The organism is Streptomyces sp. DSM 40868 (assembly GCF_011820545.1).
Taxonomy (GTDB): domain Bacteria; phylum Actinomycetota; class Actinomycetes; order Streptomycetales; family Streptomycetaceae; genus Streptomyces; species Streptomyces eurythermus.
Genome location: NZ_CP050504.1, coordinates 1,217,653 through 1,233,686 on the forward strand (window position 1 = coordinate 1,217,653; position 16,034 = coordinate 1,233,686).

The following is a 16,034-nucleotide window of genomic DNA, read 5'->3' on the forward strand; positions in this document are numbered from 1 at the left end:
CACACGGGCTCAGCGGCTCAAAGGAAAGACGGCCCGTACCCGCTTGCCCACGGGAACGCGTTCCACGGTGACCTCGGTGGCCAGTGCGTGCACGATCTCCAGCCCGTGCCGCCCGACGCGCTCGGGGTTCTTCGGGAAACGGCGGGGCAGAGCGGTGCTGCTGTCGTACACGGACACCACGACCGAGCTGTCCGTGCCCTCCAGCTCCAGGATGTAGGGACCGTTGCTGTGCCGGTCGGCGTTGGTGACCAGTTCGCTCACCACGAGCAGCAGCTCGCCGCCGGCCCGGTCGTCGACGCCGGCGCACCACTCGGTCCGCAGCTGCTGGAGGAACCGGTCGGCGAAGGCGCGTGCCTCGGCGATGCAGCCGGGCGCGCCGGTGTAGTGCGCCGCGCGCCGCAGCGGCTCCACGGGTACGTCGAAGCCAGTCGGTATCACTTCCCCGCCCAGGTGCTCGGTCATGCTGTTCTCTCTCGGAAAAAGGCCCGGTGCGGCCGGTCGCCGTCGCTCCAGTCCTGGTACCCCGAGCCCGGCCCCGCAGTCCCTACGAGGCGTTCGCCGACCGCGCACAGGGGCACCGGCCCCCGACGGAGATGCCACGGCGGCGCGGCGGTCAGGCGACGGGGACGATCAGCGCCGGTATGGTCCGCTGCATGCGCACCGCGTCGACGGACTCCGCGAGCAGCTCGTACTCGGTGGTGTCGTCGCCGGTCGCGATCCGCACCAGCCGACCCGCGGCCAGCTCGTCGGCGACCAGCTCCTGCCGGTCCGGGTCGCCGCACCACGCGCGCAGGACGGCCGGTACGTCGGGCACGGTGTCCGCGACGGGGACCAGCGCGCCGGGCGGGAAGTGCGCGGCCTCCGGGCGGGGGTCGAGCCGGTCGGCGATCCAGCTCGCCCGGTCGCGCAGCCACCACAGGGCGAGCGCGAGCGTGGGGGCCCGGTAGGTGCCGAGCGGTACCCCGATACGCTGTCCGCCGCAGGTGCCGTACGCGGTGACATGGCACAGGAACTCGTCGTGCATGCGCACTCCCCCGTCGCGTCGTCCGCCTGCGGGCCGGCCTCGCTTTCGCTGCGGCTCGTGTGCGGTGCGTGATCGGGGCCTCGCTGGAAGTGAAGCCCGCACAGTCGAGTATGTTCACTGCTGAACCACTGTCACCATGTTTTCCGGCCAGTCTCCCGGCATATTCCGCGCCCGCTCTGACCGGAATCCAGCGGTGCGGCAACGCCCTGCTCCGGGTGTGCTGCCCGCGGCCCCCGAGGGCCGCCGAACCGTACGAGCCCGGCCGCCGGGGCGGGCGGCCGGGCTCGTACGGTTCCGGTGGGGCAGGACGTCAGGGCTTGACGATGGCGTCGATCCGCGCCAGCTCCTCGGTGTCGAACTCCAGGTTGCCGATGGCCGCGACGCTGTCCTCGATCTGGCGGGTGCTGCTCGCGCCGACCAGCGCGGACGTCACCCGGCCGCCGCGCAGCACCCACGCCAGCGCCAGCTGGGCCAGCGTCTGGCCGCGGGACTTGGCCAGCTCGTCCAGCGCGCGCAGCCGGGCGACCAGGTCCTCGGTCACCGCGTCCGAGTTCAGGAACGGGCTGTCGCTCGCGGCCCGGGAGTCCTCGGGGATGCCGTCGAGGTAGCGGCCGGTGAGCAGGCCCTGCTCCAGCGGGGAGTAGACGATGGAGCCGACCTGGAGTTCGTCCAGGGCGTCGAGCAGGCCCTCGTCCTCGGGGCGCCGGTCGAGCATCGAGTAGCGCGGCTGGTGGATGAGGAGCGGGGTGCCGAGGTCGGCGAGGATGCGGGCGGCCTCGCGGGTCTGCTCGGCGGAGTAGTTGGAGACGCCGACGTAGAGGGCCTTGCCCTGCTGCACCGCCGAGTGCAGGGCGCCCATCGTCTCCTCCAGCGGAGTGTCCGGGTCGGGGCGGTGCGAGTAGAAGATGTCGACGTAGTCCAGGCCCATCCGCTTCAGGCTCTGGTCGAGCGAGCCGAGCAGGTACTTGCGCGAGCCCCACTCGCCGTACGGGCCGGGCCACATCAGATAGCCGGCCTTGGTGGAGATCACCAGCTCGTCGCGGTAGCGGGCGAAGTCGTCCTTCAGCGCCGCGCCGAAGGCGGACTCGGCGGCGCCGGGCGGCGGGCCGTAGTTGTTAGCCAGGTCGAAGTGCGTGACGCCGAGGTCGAAGGCGCGGCGCAGGATGGCCCGCTGGGTCTCCACCGGCCGGTCGGGGCCGAAGTTGTGCCACAGGCCGAGGGACAGGGCGGGGAGCTTCAGGCCGCTGCGTCCGGTGCGCCGGTAGGGCATGTCGGCGTAGCGGTCGGGGTGTGCGGTGTACAACGCGACTCCATGAGGGGTGGGCACAGGATCTACCGGTTCCACTGTTGCCCGGGCGGTGGGCAGCGGTCCAACAGAAGAATCCGATGAGATTCAGCGGCTAGGCTGCTCAATCATGGAACTGCGCCATCTCCAGCACTTCGTGGCGGTCGCCGAGGACCGGCATTTCACCCGGGCCGCCGAACGCCTGATGGTGTCCCAGTCGGGTCTGTCGGCGTCCATCCGGGCGCTGGAGCGGGAGTTGCGGGCGCCGCTGTTCGTCCGGACCACGCGCCGGGTGACGCTGACGGAGGCGGGACGGGCGCTGCTGGTGGAGGCCGAGCGGATCCTGGCCCAGGTACGGGCGGCGCACGACGCGGTGGCGGCGGTGCAGGGGGTGCTGCGCGGCACGCTCGCCCTCGGCACCGAGCAGTGCATCGCCGGGGTGCGGGTGGCCGAGCTGCTGGCGGCCTTCCGGGGCCGGCACCCCGATGTGGAGATCCGGCTGCGGCAGGCCGGTTCGGGCGAGCTGGCGGAGGAGGTCGCGGCCGGGCGGCTGGACCTGGCCTTCGCCTACCGCACCCGGGCCGACAGCGACCAGCTGCGCTCGGTGTCGCTGGCCGACGAGCCGATGACGGTGCTGTGCCATCCCGACCACCGGCTCGCCGCCGCGCCGGCCGTGCTCGGCCCGGGCGACCTCACCGGTGAGGTGTTCGTGGACTTCCACCCCGACTGGGGTCCGCGCCGCACCACCGACGCCGCGTTCGCCGCGGCCGGGGTCCGGCGCACGGTCGCGCTGGAGGTCAACGACGTGCACAGTCTGCTGGACCTCGTGGACGAGAATCTGGGGATCGCGGTCGTGCCCCGGCACTTCCGGCACAAGCGGCCGGCGCTCACGGCGCTGCCGCTGAAGGGCACGGGCGAGGCGCGGTACGAGACGGTGGCCCTGCTGCCGCCGGAACGGGCCACGAGCCCGGCCGCACGGGCACTGGTCACCCTGCTCGAGACGGGCACCTGACGCACCGGTCGCCGGATTCCGGGCGCGGGAGCGGCGGCGGTTTGCGATGGTGGTCGGTATGCATGCCAAGGACATCCTCATCGACGGCTACGGCCGTATCCGGGAAGAAGTCCACGCCGTACTCGACGGCCTCGGCCCCGAGGAGCTGCACCACCGCCCGGCCCCCGACGCCAACAGCGTCGCCTGGCTGGTCTGGCACCTCACCCGGGTGCAGGACGATCACATCGCCGACGCCTTCGACCTCGACCAGGTGTGGCTCGCCCAGGACTGGCAGAAGCGGTTCGGGCTCGGCCTGCCCCGGCACGACACGGGCTACGGGCACACCCCGGCCCAGGTCGCGAAGGTGCGGGTGGAGTCGGCCGGCCTGCTCACCGGGTACTACGACGCCGTCCACGAGCAGACCCTCGGGGTGCTGCGCACCCTGGCCGCCAAGGAACTGGAGCGCATCGTGGACGAGCGCTGGGATCCCCCGGTCAGCCTGGGCGTGCGCCTGGTGAGCGTCCTGTCCGACGATCTCCAGCACGTCGGACAGGCCGCCTACCTCAGGGGGCTGGTTCAGAGCGCGGCGGCGTAACCCGGCAGGACCACGTCCTCGATCAGGGCCGTGCGCTCGTCGAACGGGACGAACGCGCTCTTGAGGGCGTTCACGGTGACCGTGCGCAGGTCCTCCACCGTCCAGCCGGCCTGCTCCACCAGCAGGGACATCTCACGGGTCATCGTCGTCCCCGACACCAGGCGGTTGTCGGTGTTCAGGGTGACCCGGAAGCCCAGGTCCTTCAGGGCGGTGATGGGGTGCTCGGCGATCGAGGTGGCACAGCCGGTCTGGAGGTTGGAGGTGGGGCACATCTCCAGGGCGATCCGGCGGTCGCGCACCCAGGAGGCGAGCCGGCCGAGCTTGCCGTCCACGATGTCCTCGGTCAGGCGCACTCCGTGGCCGATGCGCTGGGCGCCGCACACCTGGAGCGCCTGGTGGATGCTGGGCAGGCCGTACGCCTCGCCGGCGTGGATGGTGAAGGGCATGCTCTCGGCGCGCAGGTACGCGAAGGCGTCGAGGTGGTCGGCGGGCGGGAAGCCGTCCTCGGCTCCGGCGATGTCGAAGCCGACGACACCGGCGTCCCGGTAGGCGACGGCCAGTCCGGCGGCCTCGCGGACCCGGTCGAACATGCGCATGCCGCACAGCAGGGTGCCGACCCGGACGGGGGTGCCGGCCGCCGCGGCCTTCGCCATGCCGGCGGCCAGGCCCTCCTGGACGGCCTCGACGACCTCGGTCAGGGTGAGTCCGCCCTTGAGCATCAGCTCGGGGGCGTAGCGCACCTCCGCGTAGACGACTCCGTCGGCGGCGAGGTCGAGGACGTACTCCTCGGCGGTGCGCAGCAGGCCCTCGCGGGTCTGCATGACGGCGAGGGTGTGCTCGAAGGTGGCGATGTAGCGGACCAGGTCGCCGGAGTTGGCGGCCTCGACGTACCAGGCGGCCAGCTCGTCGGGGTCGGTGGTGGGCAGGGTGTGGCCGACCGCGGCGGCGAGTTCCACCACGGTGGCGGGGCGCAGGCCGCCGTCGAGGTGGTCGTGCAGGACGGCCTTGGGAAGCCGGCGGAGGGTCTCGGTGTCGATGCGGGACGCGGTCATGGGCGTGTCGTTTTCCTCGGCTGGTGCTGTGGGTCGGGTCAGTGGGCGGCGGGCTGGAGCAGGTCCCAGCGGTTGCCGTACAGGTCCTGGAAGACGGCGACCGTGCCGTACGGCTCGTGGCGCGGCTCCTCCAGGAAGGTCACGCCGGCGGCGGTCATCCGGGAGTGGTCGCGGGCGAAGTCGTCGGTGTGCAGGAAGAAGCCCACGCGTCCGCCGGTCTGGTCGCCGACGCGGGCGCTCTGGGCGGCGTCCTTGGCGCGGGCCAGCAGCAGCCCGGTGCCGGGCCCGTCACCGCCGGGCTCGACGACGACCCAGCGCGAGCCGTCGGGCCGCGGGGTGTCCTCGGCGAGGCGGAAACCCAGGGCCTCGGTGTAGAAGCGGATCGCCTCGTCGTAGTCGTGGACGACGAGGGTGACCAGGGCGACGCGGCGCATGGCTACCTTCCGGCGGGGGGCGGTTAGCGGGTGAGGTTATACGTAAAACTACCCCGACGCCAGTCCGCTTTCTACGCGCGTCACTCCGGGGTGGGCGGGAGGTACCGGGCCGGGTGTCCCAGTACCGTCGGGTTTCCCGGACGCCCGGACCTCTGGACGAGCGGGCGCCGGTGACCAGCCGACGGCATCCAGGCTGTTTCGTGAGTGGCCGCCTGTGAAACACCCAGCGCCGACGGCGCCAACCTGCCGCGATCACGTTTCACGGGTTGTCGCGAACGACGGGGCAGGTGAAGCGCCCTCGTCAACGATCCGCGTCGCACCGGCAGGGGCGAGGTCACCGCCCCGTACCGCACCGGCCGCATCCGCCTGGCGCCCCGGCTCGCCGAAGCGCTCGACGTGCCCGCCCCGCCGTACGCGAGCCCGGCGCGCCGCCTGGTTCGCGCTGCCGCGGCCGCAGGCCCCCGACGCTGAGCCGGCCGGGCACATACGCCGCCGCGCACGCGCCTTCGATGACGCTCCCCGGCCGGACGTCGTCCGGCCGGGACGCACGGCCCTCACTCGGCCCGGATCTCGCCGCGCTCGACGCTGATCACCGGCTGCTTGTCACTTCGCCGTAGCTTGGGGAGAACAGGACCGTGAGTCCCGCGGGTTCACGCGAACTCAAGGGTTCTTGGTGGGAACCCAAGGGTCCGGCGCCGTGCTTCACGGTCCTGGTTCCGCGAGTTTGACTCCACCTCACGAGCATGCCGCTTCCTGGCTCGCTGGGCGGCCGAAAGGGTAAGCGGGTTGACCGAGGGGGTGGCCGTAACGCAACTTGTCGAGTGCGGCCCCGCCGGTGGTGTCCACCACGGCCGTGCCGTCGGGACGCCAACCGGCGGCCTCGTAGAAGCGCCGGGCCCGTTCGTTGCCTTCGACTACCCACAAGACGGCCTGTGCGTAGTCAGCCTGTCCGAGGGTCGTCAAGGCTGCCGCCATCAACTGCTTTCCGATCCCGGCGCCCCAGACCTCGGGCATCGCGTAGAGCGTTCCGATTTCCGCGATGGCAGAGTTCTCCTCGGAGGGGCCGAAACTCGCGAACCCGACGATCCCCGCCTCGCTTTCGGCTACCAGCACTCCCGACGATGGCCACCGTGTCCCTGCGATACGTGACTTCCAGCGGGACTCTTCGTGGCTCGGGTCCATGGCGTCGAGGTAGTGCTGCGGAACAAGACCGGCAAAGGCTGCCTGCCAGGAGCGCACGTGGACACGAGCGACCGCCGAGGCGTCATCAGGCCCTGCCTGTCGAATCCGCATGGCCGTCATTCTTCAAGGCTCCGCGCTCCGGGCCAAGTTCTTTTGGCGAGGGCCCTGTCGAGTGCTCGGCTGCCTGTTCCAGCAGTGCCCGCGCCGAGTTCGGCGGCGGTCTTCCGGGTGTCAGCAGGTGAGGGTTGGCCGTGTTCGGCCAGCGGCTGCGACGGTGGTCGAGCCGGTCCAGTACCGCGCGGTGGGTGAGGTCGTCGAGCGGGCGGACGTGCCCGCCGACGGTGATGCGCCGGTTGCCCAGGTCGACGTCTCCGGCTCCATGTCCCACGATGGCCGGCCGAGCCTCCTCGCCTTCGCCCCGACCACAGATCGATCGGACGAAGGTCACCGGCTCGAAGAACGCCCCAAGGAGCCGGAACACCCCGGCCACGGGGACAGGGTTCAGGGGAACTCAAGGGATGTCGCGCACACCCGCGACTGTGTCGCGCATGAGCTTCGTCGGCAGTCCGCAGGGCCGTCCACGCATCGTGGTCAGCGGGGTGCCGTCCCCCGTCGGGGGCGGGTGGAGCACGGCGTCGGGGACGTGCCGGGGACGTGGACCTACGCCCGGGGTCGGAGGTGCGCACGGACCCGGGCCCCAGGCGCCGGCGGGCGGGGCCCGGTAGCGTCGCCGGGCATGACGATCGACGAACGGGTCCGCCCTCCGGCCCGGCGCAAGAGCGACCTGCTGGCACGGCTGGAGCGGGAGACCGACATCTGGGTGGCGACGGCGGACGCGCACGGTGTGCCGTGTCTCGTACCGCTGTGGTTCGTCTGGCACGAGGAGTCGTTCTGGCTGTGCACACGCGGCACCAACCCCACCGGCCGCAATCTGCGCGACGGCGGCCGCACCCGGCTCGCCCTCGGTCACACCCGGGACGTCGTGCTGGTCGACGGGGAGGTACGGGCCTTCGGCGCCGGGGAGGTGCCGGAGGCGGCGGCCCACGCGTTCACGGCGAAGACGGGCTGGGATCCGCGCGCGGACAGCCCGGCGTACGCCTTCTTCCAGGTCCGGCCGGTCGCGGTGCAGGCGTGGCACGAGGAGCGCGAGCTGCGCGGCCGGCATCTGATGCGGGACGGCGCCTGGATCGTGTGAATCCGGCCGGTCGGCGCGCGGACTTCGCAGTCTCTCCGAAACGACCGACAGGGCTGCACATCGGCACCAGCCGGTGCTGGTCGTCGTCGCCGACAGTACGGCCGGGGGTGGTCTGAACGCACTGGCTGTGTCGGCCTGTGCCGCCGCGGTGGTGTTCGACGCGGCAAGAGCGGCAACGGAGAGGGACGCCGACGCACCGCTGAAGCGAAAGCCCAGCCGGCCACCGGAGTCAGCTGCTCCTCGCGAGTTCTACTCGGAAACCTTGAGTTCGAGTTCGCAGTCCAGTGTCTGCGTATACGCCCGGCCGCCCTGCTCGTATTCGAAGCGGCACTCGCGAACTGTATCTTTCGGCGGTGCAGTGATCTTCATCTTGGCCAGGTAGAAGACATTGCTTTCTTTTCCGGCCGCAACCTTGACAGGATGCGTGACGTAATTCTTCAGTTTCGCGAATTCGGGCGTGTACGACGCGCCTTCTTGAGCGAGAAGCGGAAGTCCTTCGGTGTCGTTCAGATCATAGGCACCATACTCAAGAACCCTGATACCGGAAGGGATGTGCTCGACCGCAACACCCTTGATCTCGATGGGCTTCGACGACGTGTTGTACGGCACGGGGAGAGCGAAGTACCAGATCTCCCCCACCCGGGCGTGCTCATTGCCCACGGTGCCGCTTGACTGAGTCCCGTCGGTCGCCAGAGCGTTTCCAGTCGCTGCCCGGCCCCCCTCATGCGCCGGTGAGCATGCGGCCAGCGCGAGAACGGCGAGCACGATGAGCGCCCTCGTACAAGTAGGAGACACCCGGCTCGCCGGAGACCCAGTCATTCTTGGCATCCCGAATCAGCCGTTGCGGCCCATCACCTTGTGGATCCATCCCGCGTAGGCAGAGGCGCTGGTGTAGAGCCCCGGACCCTCGCTGCACCGCACGCCTGGGGCGCCGGGACCCGAGGTGACGCCGATGAGTTCCCAGCGCCCCTTCCGGTCCTGCCGGAGCTGGGGGCCGCCCGAGTCGCCGTTGCATGCCATGGCCTCGGGCACCTGGCTGATCGTGCACAGGCGGGTGCTGTCCGCGTAGCCCGGCGCACACTCGGAGACCGCACCCCTGCGCGTGTCGAGTTCCTGGAGTCGGTCGGGGAAGACCCATGTGGCGGGGTCGGGGGCGTCGTCGATGGTGCCGAAGCCCAAGACCCGGGTCGGGGTGCCGGGCCGCCCCGGCTCGTCGGCGACGCGGATGGGCTTCTCGGCGACCGGGCGGTTCAGGCGGATCAGAGCGACGTCGTTGCGGTTGGGGCCGGTGCCCTCGCCGTTCCTGTAGCCCGGGTGGGACACCTTCTTCACGACGGACCGGACCGTGCCCCCGGAGTTCTTCCACTCACTGCCGATCCGGACGGTGCCGTCCAGGGTGACAAGCCTCGTGTCGACGCAGTGGGCAGCCGTGAGCACCCACTTCGAGTCGATCAGCGATCCCCCGCAGACACCCTTGAAAGCAGGGTCGTCCACACCCGTCACCGGGATCGACACCATGAACGGGTAACGCTGCGTGGAATCCTCCCCGTTGACGATGGCTTCGGCGTTGCCGGTCATCACGGCGGCGCACGCCGCTCCCGCCAGGACCACCGCGGCGGTGCGCGCCCCCGTACGGTGCGAGGACTTCGAGCTGAACACTGATTCTCCGATCGGACGAGCAGGTGCGATGTGCCCAGCCTGCGCGATCAAGAGAGAGTGATCCATCCGGCCAGCGGGCCTGTGCGGGGTAGGGAGTACCCCAGGACGGCATGTTCCGCGTCCGTTCGGCGCGATGAGCCGTCCCTGTCGAGGGAAGGCCGTGATCAAGGTGGCGTCCAGCGTCATCCGGCGCACCGAGGTGGGGCCTGTCGGGTGGAGTCCACTCGACAGGCCCACCCGGTGTCTCGCAGCGCCACTGGACGCGGAACATCGCGGGTGCCGCCGACTTCAGTCCGGCCGGGACGGCGCTGGACTACGCCGGAATCCGGCGTTGGTCACCTCACGCGAACGACGGAGTTGATCCGGCAGAGGACGGGTCGCCGCCCCGCGGAGGACGGCTACCGGCCTGAGTGGGCGGCCGTGCCGAGGCGCCGCTGCGGTTGCTCCCCGCCCCGGCCGCGCAGGGAGACCTCCGTCTCGGTGAGGACGCGGTGGACGAATCCGTACGACCGGCCGTAAGCCTCGGCGATGGCCCGTATGGACCTGCCGCCCTCGTACTGCTCCTTCATCTCCCGCGCGAGCTTCTCACGCGCCGCACCCGTGATCTGTTCGCCCTTCCGCACGGCTCGTCTCCTTCCGTGACCGGCTCCGGTTGTGATCGTCGTCTACCCCGGAAAGGACGCGATGTTCCCCGCCGCCGCATTCTTCCGCGAGCGGTCACCGCCCGGGACACGGGGGCGCCGGCGCTGTTGACGGGTTCGGGGTCGTGGCGGCGCAGCGACCGGTCCACCGTCCATGTCCGTCCCCCACAGGACCACCGATCTCGCCACGACGGCCCCCGAACCTCTGTCCGGCACCGCTCGGGCGGCCGGTCTCGCACAGGGAAGCGTGAGTTGTCCACTCCCGTCATCCAACCGACACTCACCCGTCACCCATTTGACTGCATGTCCATGCCACTCTCCCGGATGCCGCCCCCGTTCAACCCGCGTAGATGGGACCCCACATGCCGACGATACGCACCCGCCGCTGGAAGTCAGTGGCATTCGCCACGGCCGCCGTCCTGGTCGGCCTCACCTCCCCCGCCCTCACCGCCACCCCCGCCGCGGCGACCACGACGGCGTACGACTCGACGTACTACAAGAACGCCGTGGGCAAGACGGGCACCAGCCTCAAGTCCTCGCTGCACACCATCATCAGCAGTCAGACCAAACTGTCCTACTCGGCGCTCTGGGAGGCACTGAAGGTCACCGACCAGGACCCGGCCAACAGCAACAACGTCAAACTGCTGTACTCGGGCATCTCCCGCAGCAAGACGCTCAACGGCGGTGACGTCGGCGACTGGAACCGCGAGCACGTGTGGGCCATCTCGCACGGCGACCTGACGACCTCCACCGGTCCGGGCACCGACCTGCACCACATCCGCCCGGAGGACGTCCAGGTCAACGGCATCCGGGGCAACAAGGACTTCGACAACGGCGGCAGCGGCTTCACCAACTCCGGTGGCAGCCTCACCGACTCCAACTCCTTCGAGCCGCGCGACGCCGTCAAGGGCGACGTGGCGCGCATGATCTTCTACATGATCGTCCGCTACGAAGGCGGCGACGGCTGGGCCGACCTGGAGGGCAACGACAGCGTCAGCAACAGCAGCAACCCCTACATGGGCCGGCTGTCGGTGCTCAAGCAGTGGAACGACGAGGACCCGCCGGACACCTTCGAAGAGCGCCGCAACCAGGTCATCTACGACACCTACCAGAGGAACCGGAACCCGTTCATCGACCACCCCGAGTGGGTGGAGGCGATCTGGTAGGACGGGCCGGTCACACCGGGCAGCATCCGGTCGGCACGACCGCGGGCAGGGCGCACCACGCCTTCTCTGCGATGTCGGGCCGATCGGTGTCCAGTGCTCGACCCGGGTGAGATGGCCAGAGCCGGCTGGTCGGACCGCGTCGTGCCCGCGCCTCGTTCAGCCGTGTCCACGGCGGTCAGGTCGTCTGTGTGCGGGCCTGGTCGAGGCGGGTCAGCTCCGCGGTGGTGAGCCGCAGCGCTCCGGCGGCGACGTTCTCGGTCAGGTGGTCGGGGTTGCCGGTGCCGGGGATGGCGAGGACGTGCGGGCCCTGGTGCAGTGTCCAGGCGATGCGGACCTGCGCGGGAGTCACGTCGTGGGCGCGGGCCACGGAGAGCACCGCGTCGTCGTGCGCGGCCGTCGCACCGCTCTCTCCGGCCTCTCCGGCCACGGCGTAGAAGGGGACGAAGGCGATGCCGTGCTCGCCGCACAGCCGCAGCAGCTCGTCGCCGGCCGGGTCGGGCCGGTCCAGGGCGTACCGGTTCTGGACGGAGACCACCGGGGCGATCCGCAGCGCCTCGGTGAGGTGCCGGGGTTCCACGGCGGAGATCCCGAGGTGCCGGATGAGTCCCGCCGTGCGCAACTCGGCGAGGGCGCCGAAGTGTTCGGCGATGGAGTCCTGGCGCATCCGGCGCAAATAGACGAGGTCGAGATGGTCCCGTCCGAGCTGGCGCAGGTTCTCCTCGACATGGCCGCGCAGCTCGTCGGGACGGGCGGAGGTGCCCCACGCGCCGTGGTAGTCGCGGTAGGGGCCGACCTTGGTGGCGATGACGAGGTCGTCGGGGTACGGGGACAGCGCGGTGTTGACGAGTTCGTTGGCGGAACGCAGCGAGGAGAAGTAGAAGGCCGCCGTGTCGATGTGGTTCACCCCGAGTTCGACGGCCTTGCGCAGCACCGCCAGCGACCGTTGCCGGTCGCTCGGGGTGCCGTGGTGGAAGGCGGCGCTGCCCGTCAGCCGCATGGTGCCGAAGCCGATGCGGTGGACGGGCAGATCACCCAGCCCGAAGGTGCCGGAGGCGTCCGCGGTGATCGTTTCCGTGGTCATCGGCGGAGTCTCGCACACGGCGCCCCGCCCCACGTCAGCAGTACAGGTTGGCTCCCGGCGCGACCCCGAGGATCTGGGCGAAGCGCTGGTAGGCGGAGACCCGGCTCTGCACCTGTGCGGGGTTCTTGCCGTCGCACTCCAGTGAGCCGTTGATGCTGCGGATGGTCTGGCCGAACCCGGCGCCGTTCACCATGGCGTTGTGCGGGGTCATGGTGCCGGGCCCGGACTGTGTGTTCCAGTACCACAGGCCGGTCTTCCAGGCGACGGACGCGTTGTTCTGCACCAGGTTGGGATTGTTGAGCAGGTCGATGCCGAGCGCGTCGCCGGCGGCCTTGTAGTTGAAGTTCCAGGACAGCTGGATGGGGCCGCGCCCGTAGTACGCCGCCTGGCCCGCCGGACAGCCGTAGGGTTGGCTCTGGTCGCAGTAGTGCGGGTAGTTGGCGGTGTTCTGCTCGACGATGTACACCAGTCCGCCGGTCTCGTGGCTGACGTTGGCGAGGAAGGCGGCGGCCTCCTGCTTGCGCACGGTGTCGCTGCCGGTGTTCGCGAAGGCGGGGTAGGCGCCGAGCGCGGCGGTCAGGCCGCTGTAGGTGTAGAAGGAATTCCGGTTCGGAAACATCTGGTTGAACTGCGACTCGCTGACCACGAAACCGGCGGCGGAGGCCGGGGACGCCTGGAACGCCAGGGCGGAGCCGCCGATCGCGAGCGAGGCCAGGAGCGCGGCGATGCGGTGTTTCGACACGGACCAACTCCTTTGTACGGCACGGCCGCGCCCGCCGGAGTCGGGGAGCGGCCGTGGTGGGGGGTTGGGCACACTCAACCGCTTTGGTATGTACCAGTCAAGGGTTTAGACCAGTCGATCACGTACGACCGGGACGTGAACTTCCTTGCGGCGCGGGCAAGTCGGGCCCGGCCGTGCGTGCGGCCGGACCCGAGAGGCGCGCACAGCCAGACCCAAGGGAGGCGCGGCCGGGCCCGGATGGCATGCACGGCCAGGCCCAAGGGGACGCGCGGCCGGGTTCGAGAGGCGTGCGGACGGTCAGCTCAGCGGCTTCACCAGGACGGCCTTGCGGTGGCTGAACGTCTCGATGGAGTAGCGGCCGTGGTAGTTGCCCATACCGCTCTCCCCCACCCCGCCGAACGGCAGGTCGGAGACGGTGAGATGGGCGACGGGCAGGCCGTGTCCGAGGCCGCCCGAGGAGGTCTCGGACGCGATGCGCGCCCGGGTCTCGTCCGACTCGCTGAAGACGTACAGGGCCAGGGGCTTGTCGCGGTCGTTGATGAAACCGATGGCCTCGTCCAGGCCGGACACGGTGACGATCGGCAGGATCGGACCGAAGATCTCCTCCCGCATGACGGGCGAGGCGGGGTCGACGTCGGCGAGGACGGTCGGCGCGAGGTACTTCGTCGCCCGGTCTCCGACGCCGCCGACGGCGACCCGGCCGGAGCCGAGCAGGCCGGACAGCCGGTCGAAGTGCCGCTCGTTGACGATCCGGCCGTACTCCGGCGAGCGCGCCGGATCGGTGCCGAACAGCTTCTCGACCGCGCGGACCAGCGCGGCCTCCAGGGCCGGTGCGGTCTCCGGGTCGGTCAGGACGTAGTCGGGGGCGACGCAGGTCTGGCCCGCGTTGAGGAACTTGCCGCGGGCGAGCCGGTCCGCGACCACCTCCAGGTCGGTGCCGCGGTCCACGAACACCGGGGACTTTCCGCCCAGTTCGAGGGTGACCGGCGTGAGGTGCTCGGCGGCGGCCCGCATGACGATACGGCCGACGGTGCCGTTGCCGGTGTAGAAGATGTGGTCGAAGCGCTCGGCCAGCAGGGCCGTGGTCTCCGGGACACCGCCCTCGACCACCGCGACCGCGTCCGGGTCCAGGTAGGCCGGGATCAGCTCCGCCAGCGCGGCGGAGGTGGCCGGGGCCAGCTCGCTCGGCTTGGCGACGACCGCGTTTCCGGAGGCCAGCGCGCCGACCATGGGCGCGAGCAGGAGCTGCGCCGGGTAGTTCCAGGGCGCGATGACGAGGACGACGCCGAGCGGGTCGTACTGCGTCCAGGCCGTGGCGTCGGCGCCCAGGTGCGGCGGTACGGGCGCGGGCTCGGGGCGCAGCCAGTCCGCCAGGTGCTCCAGCGTGTGGTCGATCTCGCGGACGGTGAAGTCGATCTCGGTGCGATAGGCCTCGGTGTCGCTCTTGCCGAGGTCGGCGCGGAGGGCGGCGGCGAGGTCGGCGCCGCGCTCCGTGAGCAGGGCGCGCATCCGGCGCAGCTGGTCGGTACGCCAGTCGACGGACTTCGTACGACCGGTGGCGAAGGTGGCGCGCAGCCGGGCCACGACGTCGGCGGGCCGCTCGGGCAGGGAGTGGTTCACGGTGCCTCGGATGGATCACGTAGGAACAGTCGGATGCATTTAGCAACCTTTCATGTCCTCAAGTTCATTCCGGCGGGACCGGCGGAGTGGCGAGGGTCACATCGGCCTTCCGATGCCGACGACGCCCGGTCCGCTGTACGCCGACAATGCCCGGCACCGACCGCCGCAGGCCGGGCCCGCCGACATACATCCCGAAGGCCCGGAAGAATCTCCCGCATGGATCTCACTGCGCATCCGCTCGTCGTCCGCGCCCGCCGCCTCGCCGAGGACCTGCTCGCCCCCGAGGCCGAGCGGGTCGACCAGGAGGGGGTGCCCCCGGGACATATCGAGGCGGTGAAGCGGTCGGGCCTGCTCGGGGTGACCGCGCCGGCGGACCACGGGGGCGCGGGGGCGCCGCCCGCCGTGGCGCGGGAGGTCGCGGAGATCCTGGCCGGGGCGTGCGGTGCGACCTGGTTCGTGCAGACCCAGCACCACACGCCGGTGCAGACCCTGGCGCGGAGCGAACACCCGGTGCGGGAAAGACTGTTGGGCCCGTTGTCCCGCGGGGAGCTGCTGTCCGGGGTGGCGTACGCGCAGCTGCGGTCGTATCCGCGCCGCCCGGTACGGGTCCGGCCGGAGCGCGGCGGCTGGCGGTTCGACGGGACGGTGCCCTGGTACACCGGCTGGGGTCTGAACGACGTGATGCTGCTGGCCGGGGTCACCGACTCCGGCGAGGTGCTGTTCGCCTTCGCCGAGGCCCGCGAGCAGCCGGGGCTGCGGGCCTCGGAGCCGATGCGGCTGGCCGCCCTCACCGCCGCGCGCACGGTGTCGCTGGAGCTGGACGGCCTGTGGCTGCCCGCGGAGGCGGTGGCCCTGCGCGCGCCGTACGACCGCTGGGCCGCCGGGGACCGGATCAGGACGCTGCACACCAGCCCGGCGGTCTTCGGCGTGACGCAGGCCGCGCTCTCCCTGCTGGACACGGACACGGCCGCCCCGCTCCGCGGCCGCCTCGCCGGGATCCGCCGCAGGGCGTACGAGCTGGCGGACGAGCCGCCGCCCGAGGGGTGGACGGGGCGTCCGGCCACGGCGAGGCGCACCAGAGGGGCGGAGTCGGAGGCGAGGGCGGTGGACGCGTGGGTGGGGGAACGGCTGGCGGTGCGCTCGGATGCCTACGAGCTGCTGCGTACGGCCACCACGGCTGCGGTGGTGGCCGGCGGCGGCCGCGCGATGTCCCTGACCGGCCGCGCCCAACGCCTCGCACGGGAGGGGCTGTTCCTGCTGGTACAGGGCCAGACCGCCGAGTCACGCGCGGCACATCTGAGGGCCTTGAGCGGGGCGCCGGCGGACACCGGGGAACGGAACACCTGAGCCTGCCCGCCGGAACGCGC

At 71.1% G+C, this 16,034-nt stretch carries 18 protein-coding genes; 5 read left to right on the top strand and 13 right to left on the bottom strand.

Annotated elements, in window-relative coordinates; all coding sequences use genetic code 11:
- Positions 1-9: 9 nt before the first annotated feature.
- From HB370_RS05305 to mgrA, 3 genes are all read right to left on the bottom strand, one after another.
- A complete protein-coding gene (locus HB370_RS05305; RefSeq protein ID WP_030783812.1) occupies positions 10-462 on the bottom strand; it encodes an ATP-binding protein in 453 nt (150 codons plus the stop codon).
- 151 nt (positions 463-613) lie between these two features.
- Positions 614-1,024 (bottom strand): hypothetical protein, encoded by a 411-nt coding sequence (locus HB370_RS05310; protein WP_030783815.1) that lies wholly within the window; start codon positions 1,022-1,024, stop codon positions 614-616.
- Positions 1,025-1,334: 310 nt separating this feature from the next.
- Entirely contained in the window at positions 1,335-2,327 is a 993-nt protein-coding gene (mgrA, locus tag HB370_RS05315; protein WP_030783818.1) for an L-glyceraldehyde 3-phosphate reductase, read from the bottom strand.
- Positions 2,328-2,439: 112 nt separating this feature from the next.
- On the opposite strand from mgrA, the gene HB370_RS05320 reads away from it, so the two are divergent.
- Together HB370_RS05320 and HB370_RS05325 are read left to right on the top strand one after the other, a co-directional pair.
- Entirely contained in the window at positions 2,440-3,321 is an 882-nt protein-coding gene (locus HB370_RS05320; protein WP_030783821.1) for a LysR substrate-binding domain-containing protein, read from the top strand.
- A gap of 58 nt (positions 3,322-3,379) precedes the next feature.
- Positions 3,380-3,895: a DUF664 domain-containing protein gene (locus HB370_RS05325; protein WP_030783823.1), complete on the top strand. Its 516-nt coding sequence runs from the start codon at positions 3,380-3,382 to the stop codon at positions 3,893-3,895.
- Here the strand turns inward: HB370_RS05325 and HB370_RS05330 are convergent.
- The 4 genes from HB370_RS05330 to HB370_RS05345 all read right to left on the bottom strand — a co-directional run bounded on the left by HB370_RS05330 (position 3,877) and on the right by HB370_RS05345 (position 7,053).
- Positions 3,877-4,947, bottom strand: a complete 1,071-nt coding sequence (locus HB370_RS05330) for an adenosine deaminase (protein ID WP_030783826.1) — start codon at positions 4,945-4,947, stop codon at positions 3,877-3,879. The two genes, HB370_RS05325 and HB370_RS05330, sit on opposite strands and share 19 nt — an antisense overlap.
- A gap of 38 nt (positions 4,948-4,985) precedes the next feature.
- Positions 4,986-5,381 carry a VOC family protein gene (locus HB370_RS05335; protein WP_030783829.1) on the bottom strand — a complete coding sequence of 132 codons (396 nt, stop codon included), beginning with the start codon at positions 5,379-5,381 and terminating at the stop codon, positions 4,986-4,988.
- Between the two features lie 735 nt (positions 5,382-6,116).
- Complete coding sequence (locus tag HB370_RS05340) at positions 6,117-6,674, bottom strand: GNAT family N-acetyltransferase (protein ID WP_051815745.1); 558 nt, start codon at positions 6,672-6,674, stop codon at positions 6,117-6,119.
- Positions 6,649-7,053: a hypothetical protein gene (locus HB370_RS05345; protein ID WP_078637545.1), complete on the bottom strand. Its 405-nt coding sequence runs from the start codon at positions 7,051-7,053 to the stop codon at positions 6,649-6,651. The genes HB370_RS05340 and HB370_RS05345 overlap by 26 nt, the downstream gene beginning before the upstream one ends.
- Positions 7,054-7,299: 246 nt before the next feature.
- Here HB370_RS05345 and HB370_RS05350 point away from each other — a divergent pair, with 246 nt between their 5' ends.
- Positions 7,300-7,758 (top strand): pyridoxamine 5'-phosphate oxidase family protein, encoded by a 459-nt coding sequence (locus HB370_RS05350; RefSeq protein WP_030783836.1) that lies wholly within the window; start codon positions 7,300-7,302, stop codon positions 7,756-7,758.
- A 249-nt stretch (positions 7,759-8,007) separates the two neighbouring features.
- On the opposite strand, the gene HB370_RS05355 is transcribed toward HB370_RS05350, so the two are convergent.
- From HB370_RS05355 to HB370_RS05365, 3 genes are all read right to left on the bottom strand, one after another.
- On the bottom strand, positions 8,008-8,523 hold the full coding sequence (locus HB370_RS05355) for a hypothetical protein (RefSeq protein ID WP_157855575.1): 516 nt from the start codon (positions 8,521-8,523) through the stop codon (positions 8,008-8,010).
- Between the two features lie 69 nt (positions 8,524-8,592).
- On the bottom strand, positions 8,593-9,483 hold the full coding sequence (locus HB370_RS05360) for a serine protease (protein WP_051815706.1): 891 nt from the start codon (positions 9,481-9,483) through the stop codon (positions 8,593-8,595).
- A gap of 332 nt (positions 9,484-9,815) precedes the next feature.
- Positions 9,816-10,076 carry a helix-turn-helix domain-containing protein gene (locus tag HB370_RS05365; RefSeq protein ID WP_280117789.1) on the bottom strand — a complete coding sequence of 87 codons (261 nt, stop codon included), beginning with the start codon at positions 10,074-10,076 and terminating at the stop codon, positions 9,816-9,818.
- A gap of 344 nt (positions 10,077-10,420) precedes the next feature.
- On the opposite strand from HB370_RS05365, the gene HB370_RS05370 reads away from it, so the two are divergent.
- A complete protein-coding gene (locus HB370_RS05370; protein WP_030783851.1) occupies positions 10,421-11,224 on the top strand; it encodes an endonuclease in 804 nt (267 codons plus the stop codon).
- A 175-nt stretch (positions 11,225-11,399) separates the two neighbouring features.
- Here HB370_RS05370 and HB370_RS05375 read toward each other — a convergent pair whose 3' ends face one another.
- The 3 genes from HB370_RS05375 to HB370_RS05385 all read right to left on the bottom strand — a co-directional run bounded on the left by HB370_RS05375 (position 11,400) and on the right by HB370_RS05385 (position 14,667).
- Entirely contained in the window at positions 11,400-12,305 is a 906-nt protein-coding gene (locus HB370_RS05375; RefSeq protein ID WP_030783852.1) for an aldo/keto reductase, read from the bottom strand.
- Between the two features lie 34 nt (positions 12,306-12,339).
- Positions 12,340-13,005, bottom strand: a complete 666-nt coding sequence (locus HB370_RS05380; RefSeq protein ID WP_244406009.1) for a chitinase — start codon at positions 13,003-13,005, stop codon at positions 12,340-12,342.
- A 339-nt stretch (positions 13,006-13,344) separates the two neighbouring features.
- A complete protein-coding gene (locus tag HB370_RS05385; RefSeq protein ID WP_030783855.1) occupies positions 13,345-14,667 on the bottom strand; it encodes an aldehyde dehydrogenase family protein in 1,323 nt (440 codons plus the stop codon).
- Positions 14,668-14,883: 216 nt separating this feature from the next.
- Between HB370_RS05385 and HB370_RS05390 the strand changes: the two genes are divergently transcribed.
- Entirely contained in the window at positions 14,884-16,014 is a 1,131-nt protein-coding gene (locus tag HB370_RS05390; protein ID WP_030783864.1) for an acyl-CoA dehydrogenase family protein, read from the top strand.
- Positions 16,015-16,034: the final 20 nt, after the last annotated feature.

Coding starts and splice junctions, on each gene's coding strand:
- HB370_RS05360 (WP_051815706.1), bottom strand. CDS start 9,483: ATGGATCACTCTCTCTTGATCGCGCAGGCTGGGCACATCGCACCTGCT.
- HB370_RS05320 (WP_030783821.1), top strand. CDS start 2,440: ATGGAACTGCGCCATCTCCAGCACTTCGTGGCGGTCGCCGAGGACCGG.
- HB370_RS05330 (WP_030783826.1), bottom strand. CDS start 4,947: ATGACCGCGTCCCGCATCGACACCGAGACCCTCCGCCGGCTTCCCAAG.
- HB370_RS05370 (WP_030783851.1), top strand. CDS start 10,421: ATGCCGACGATACGCACCCGCCGCTGGAAGTCAGTGGCATTCGCCACG.
- HB370_RS05350 (WP_030783836.1), top strand. CDS start 7,300: ATGACGATCGACGAACGGGTCCGCCCTCCGGCCCGGCGCAAGAGCGAC.
- HB370_RS05310 (WP_030783815.1), bottom strand. CDS start 1,024: ATGCACGACGAGTTCCTGTGCCATGTCACCGCGTACGGCACCTGCGGC.
- HB370_RS05305 (WP_030783812.1), bottom strand. CDS start 462: ATGACCGAGCACCTGGGCGGGGAAGTGATACCGACTGGCTTCGACGTA.
- HB370_RS05335 (WP_030783829.1), bottom strand. CDS start 5,381: ATGCGCCGCGTCGCCCTGGTCACCCTCGTCGTCCACGACTACGACGAG.
- HB370_RS05375 (WP_030783852.1), bottom strand. CDS start 12,305: ATGACCACGGAAACGATCACCGCGGACGCCTCCGGCACCTTCGGGCTG.
- HB370_RS05390 (WP_030783864.1), top strand. CDS start 14,884: ATGGATCTCACTGCGCATCCGCTCGTCGTCCGCGCCCGCCGCCTCGCC.
- HB370_RS05325 (WP_030783823.1), top strand. CDS start 3,380: ATGCATGCCAAGGACATCCTCATCGACGGCTACGGCCGTATCCGGGAA.
- HB370_RS05340 (WP_051815745.1), bottom strand. CDS start 6,674: ATGCGGATTCGACAGGCAGGGCCTGATGACGCCTCGGCGGTCGCTCGT.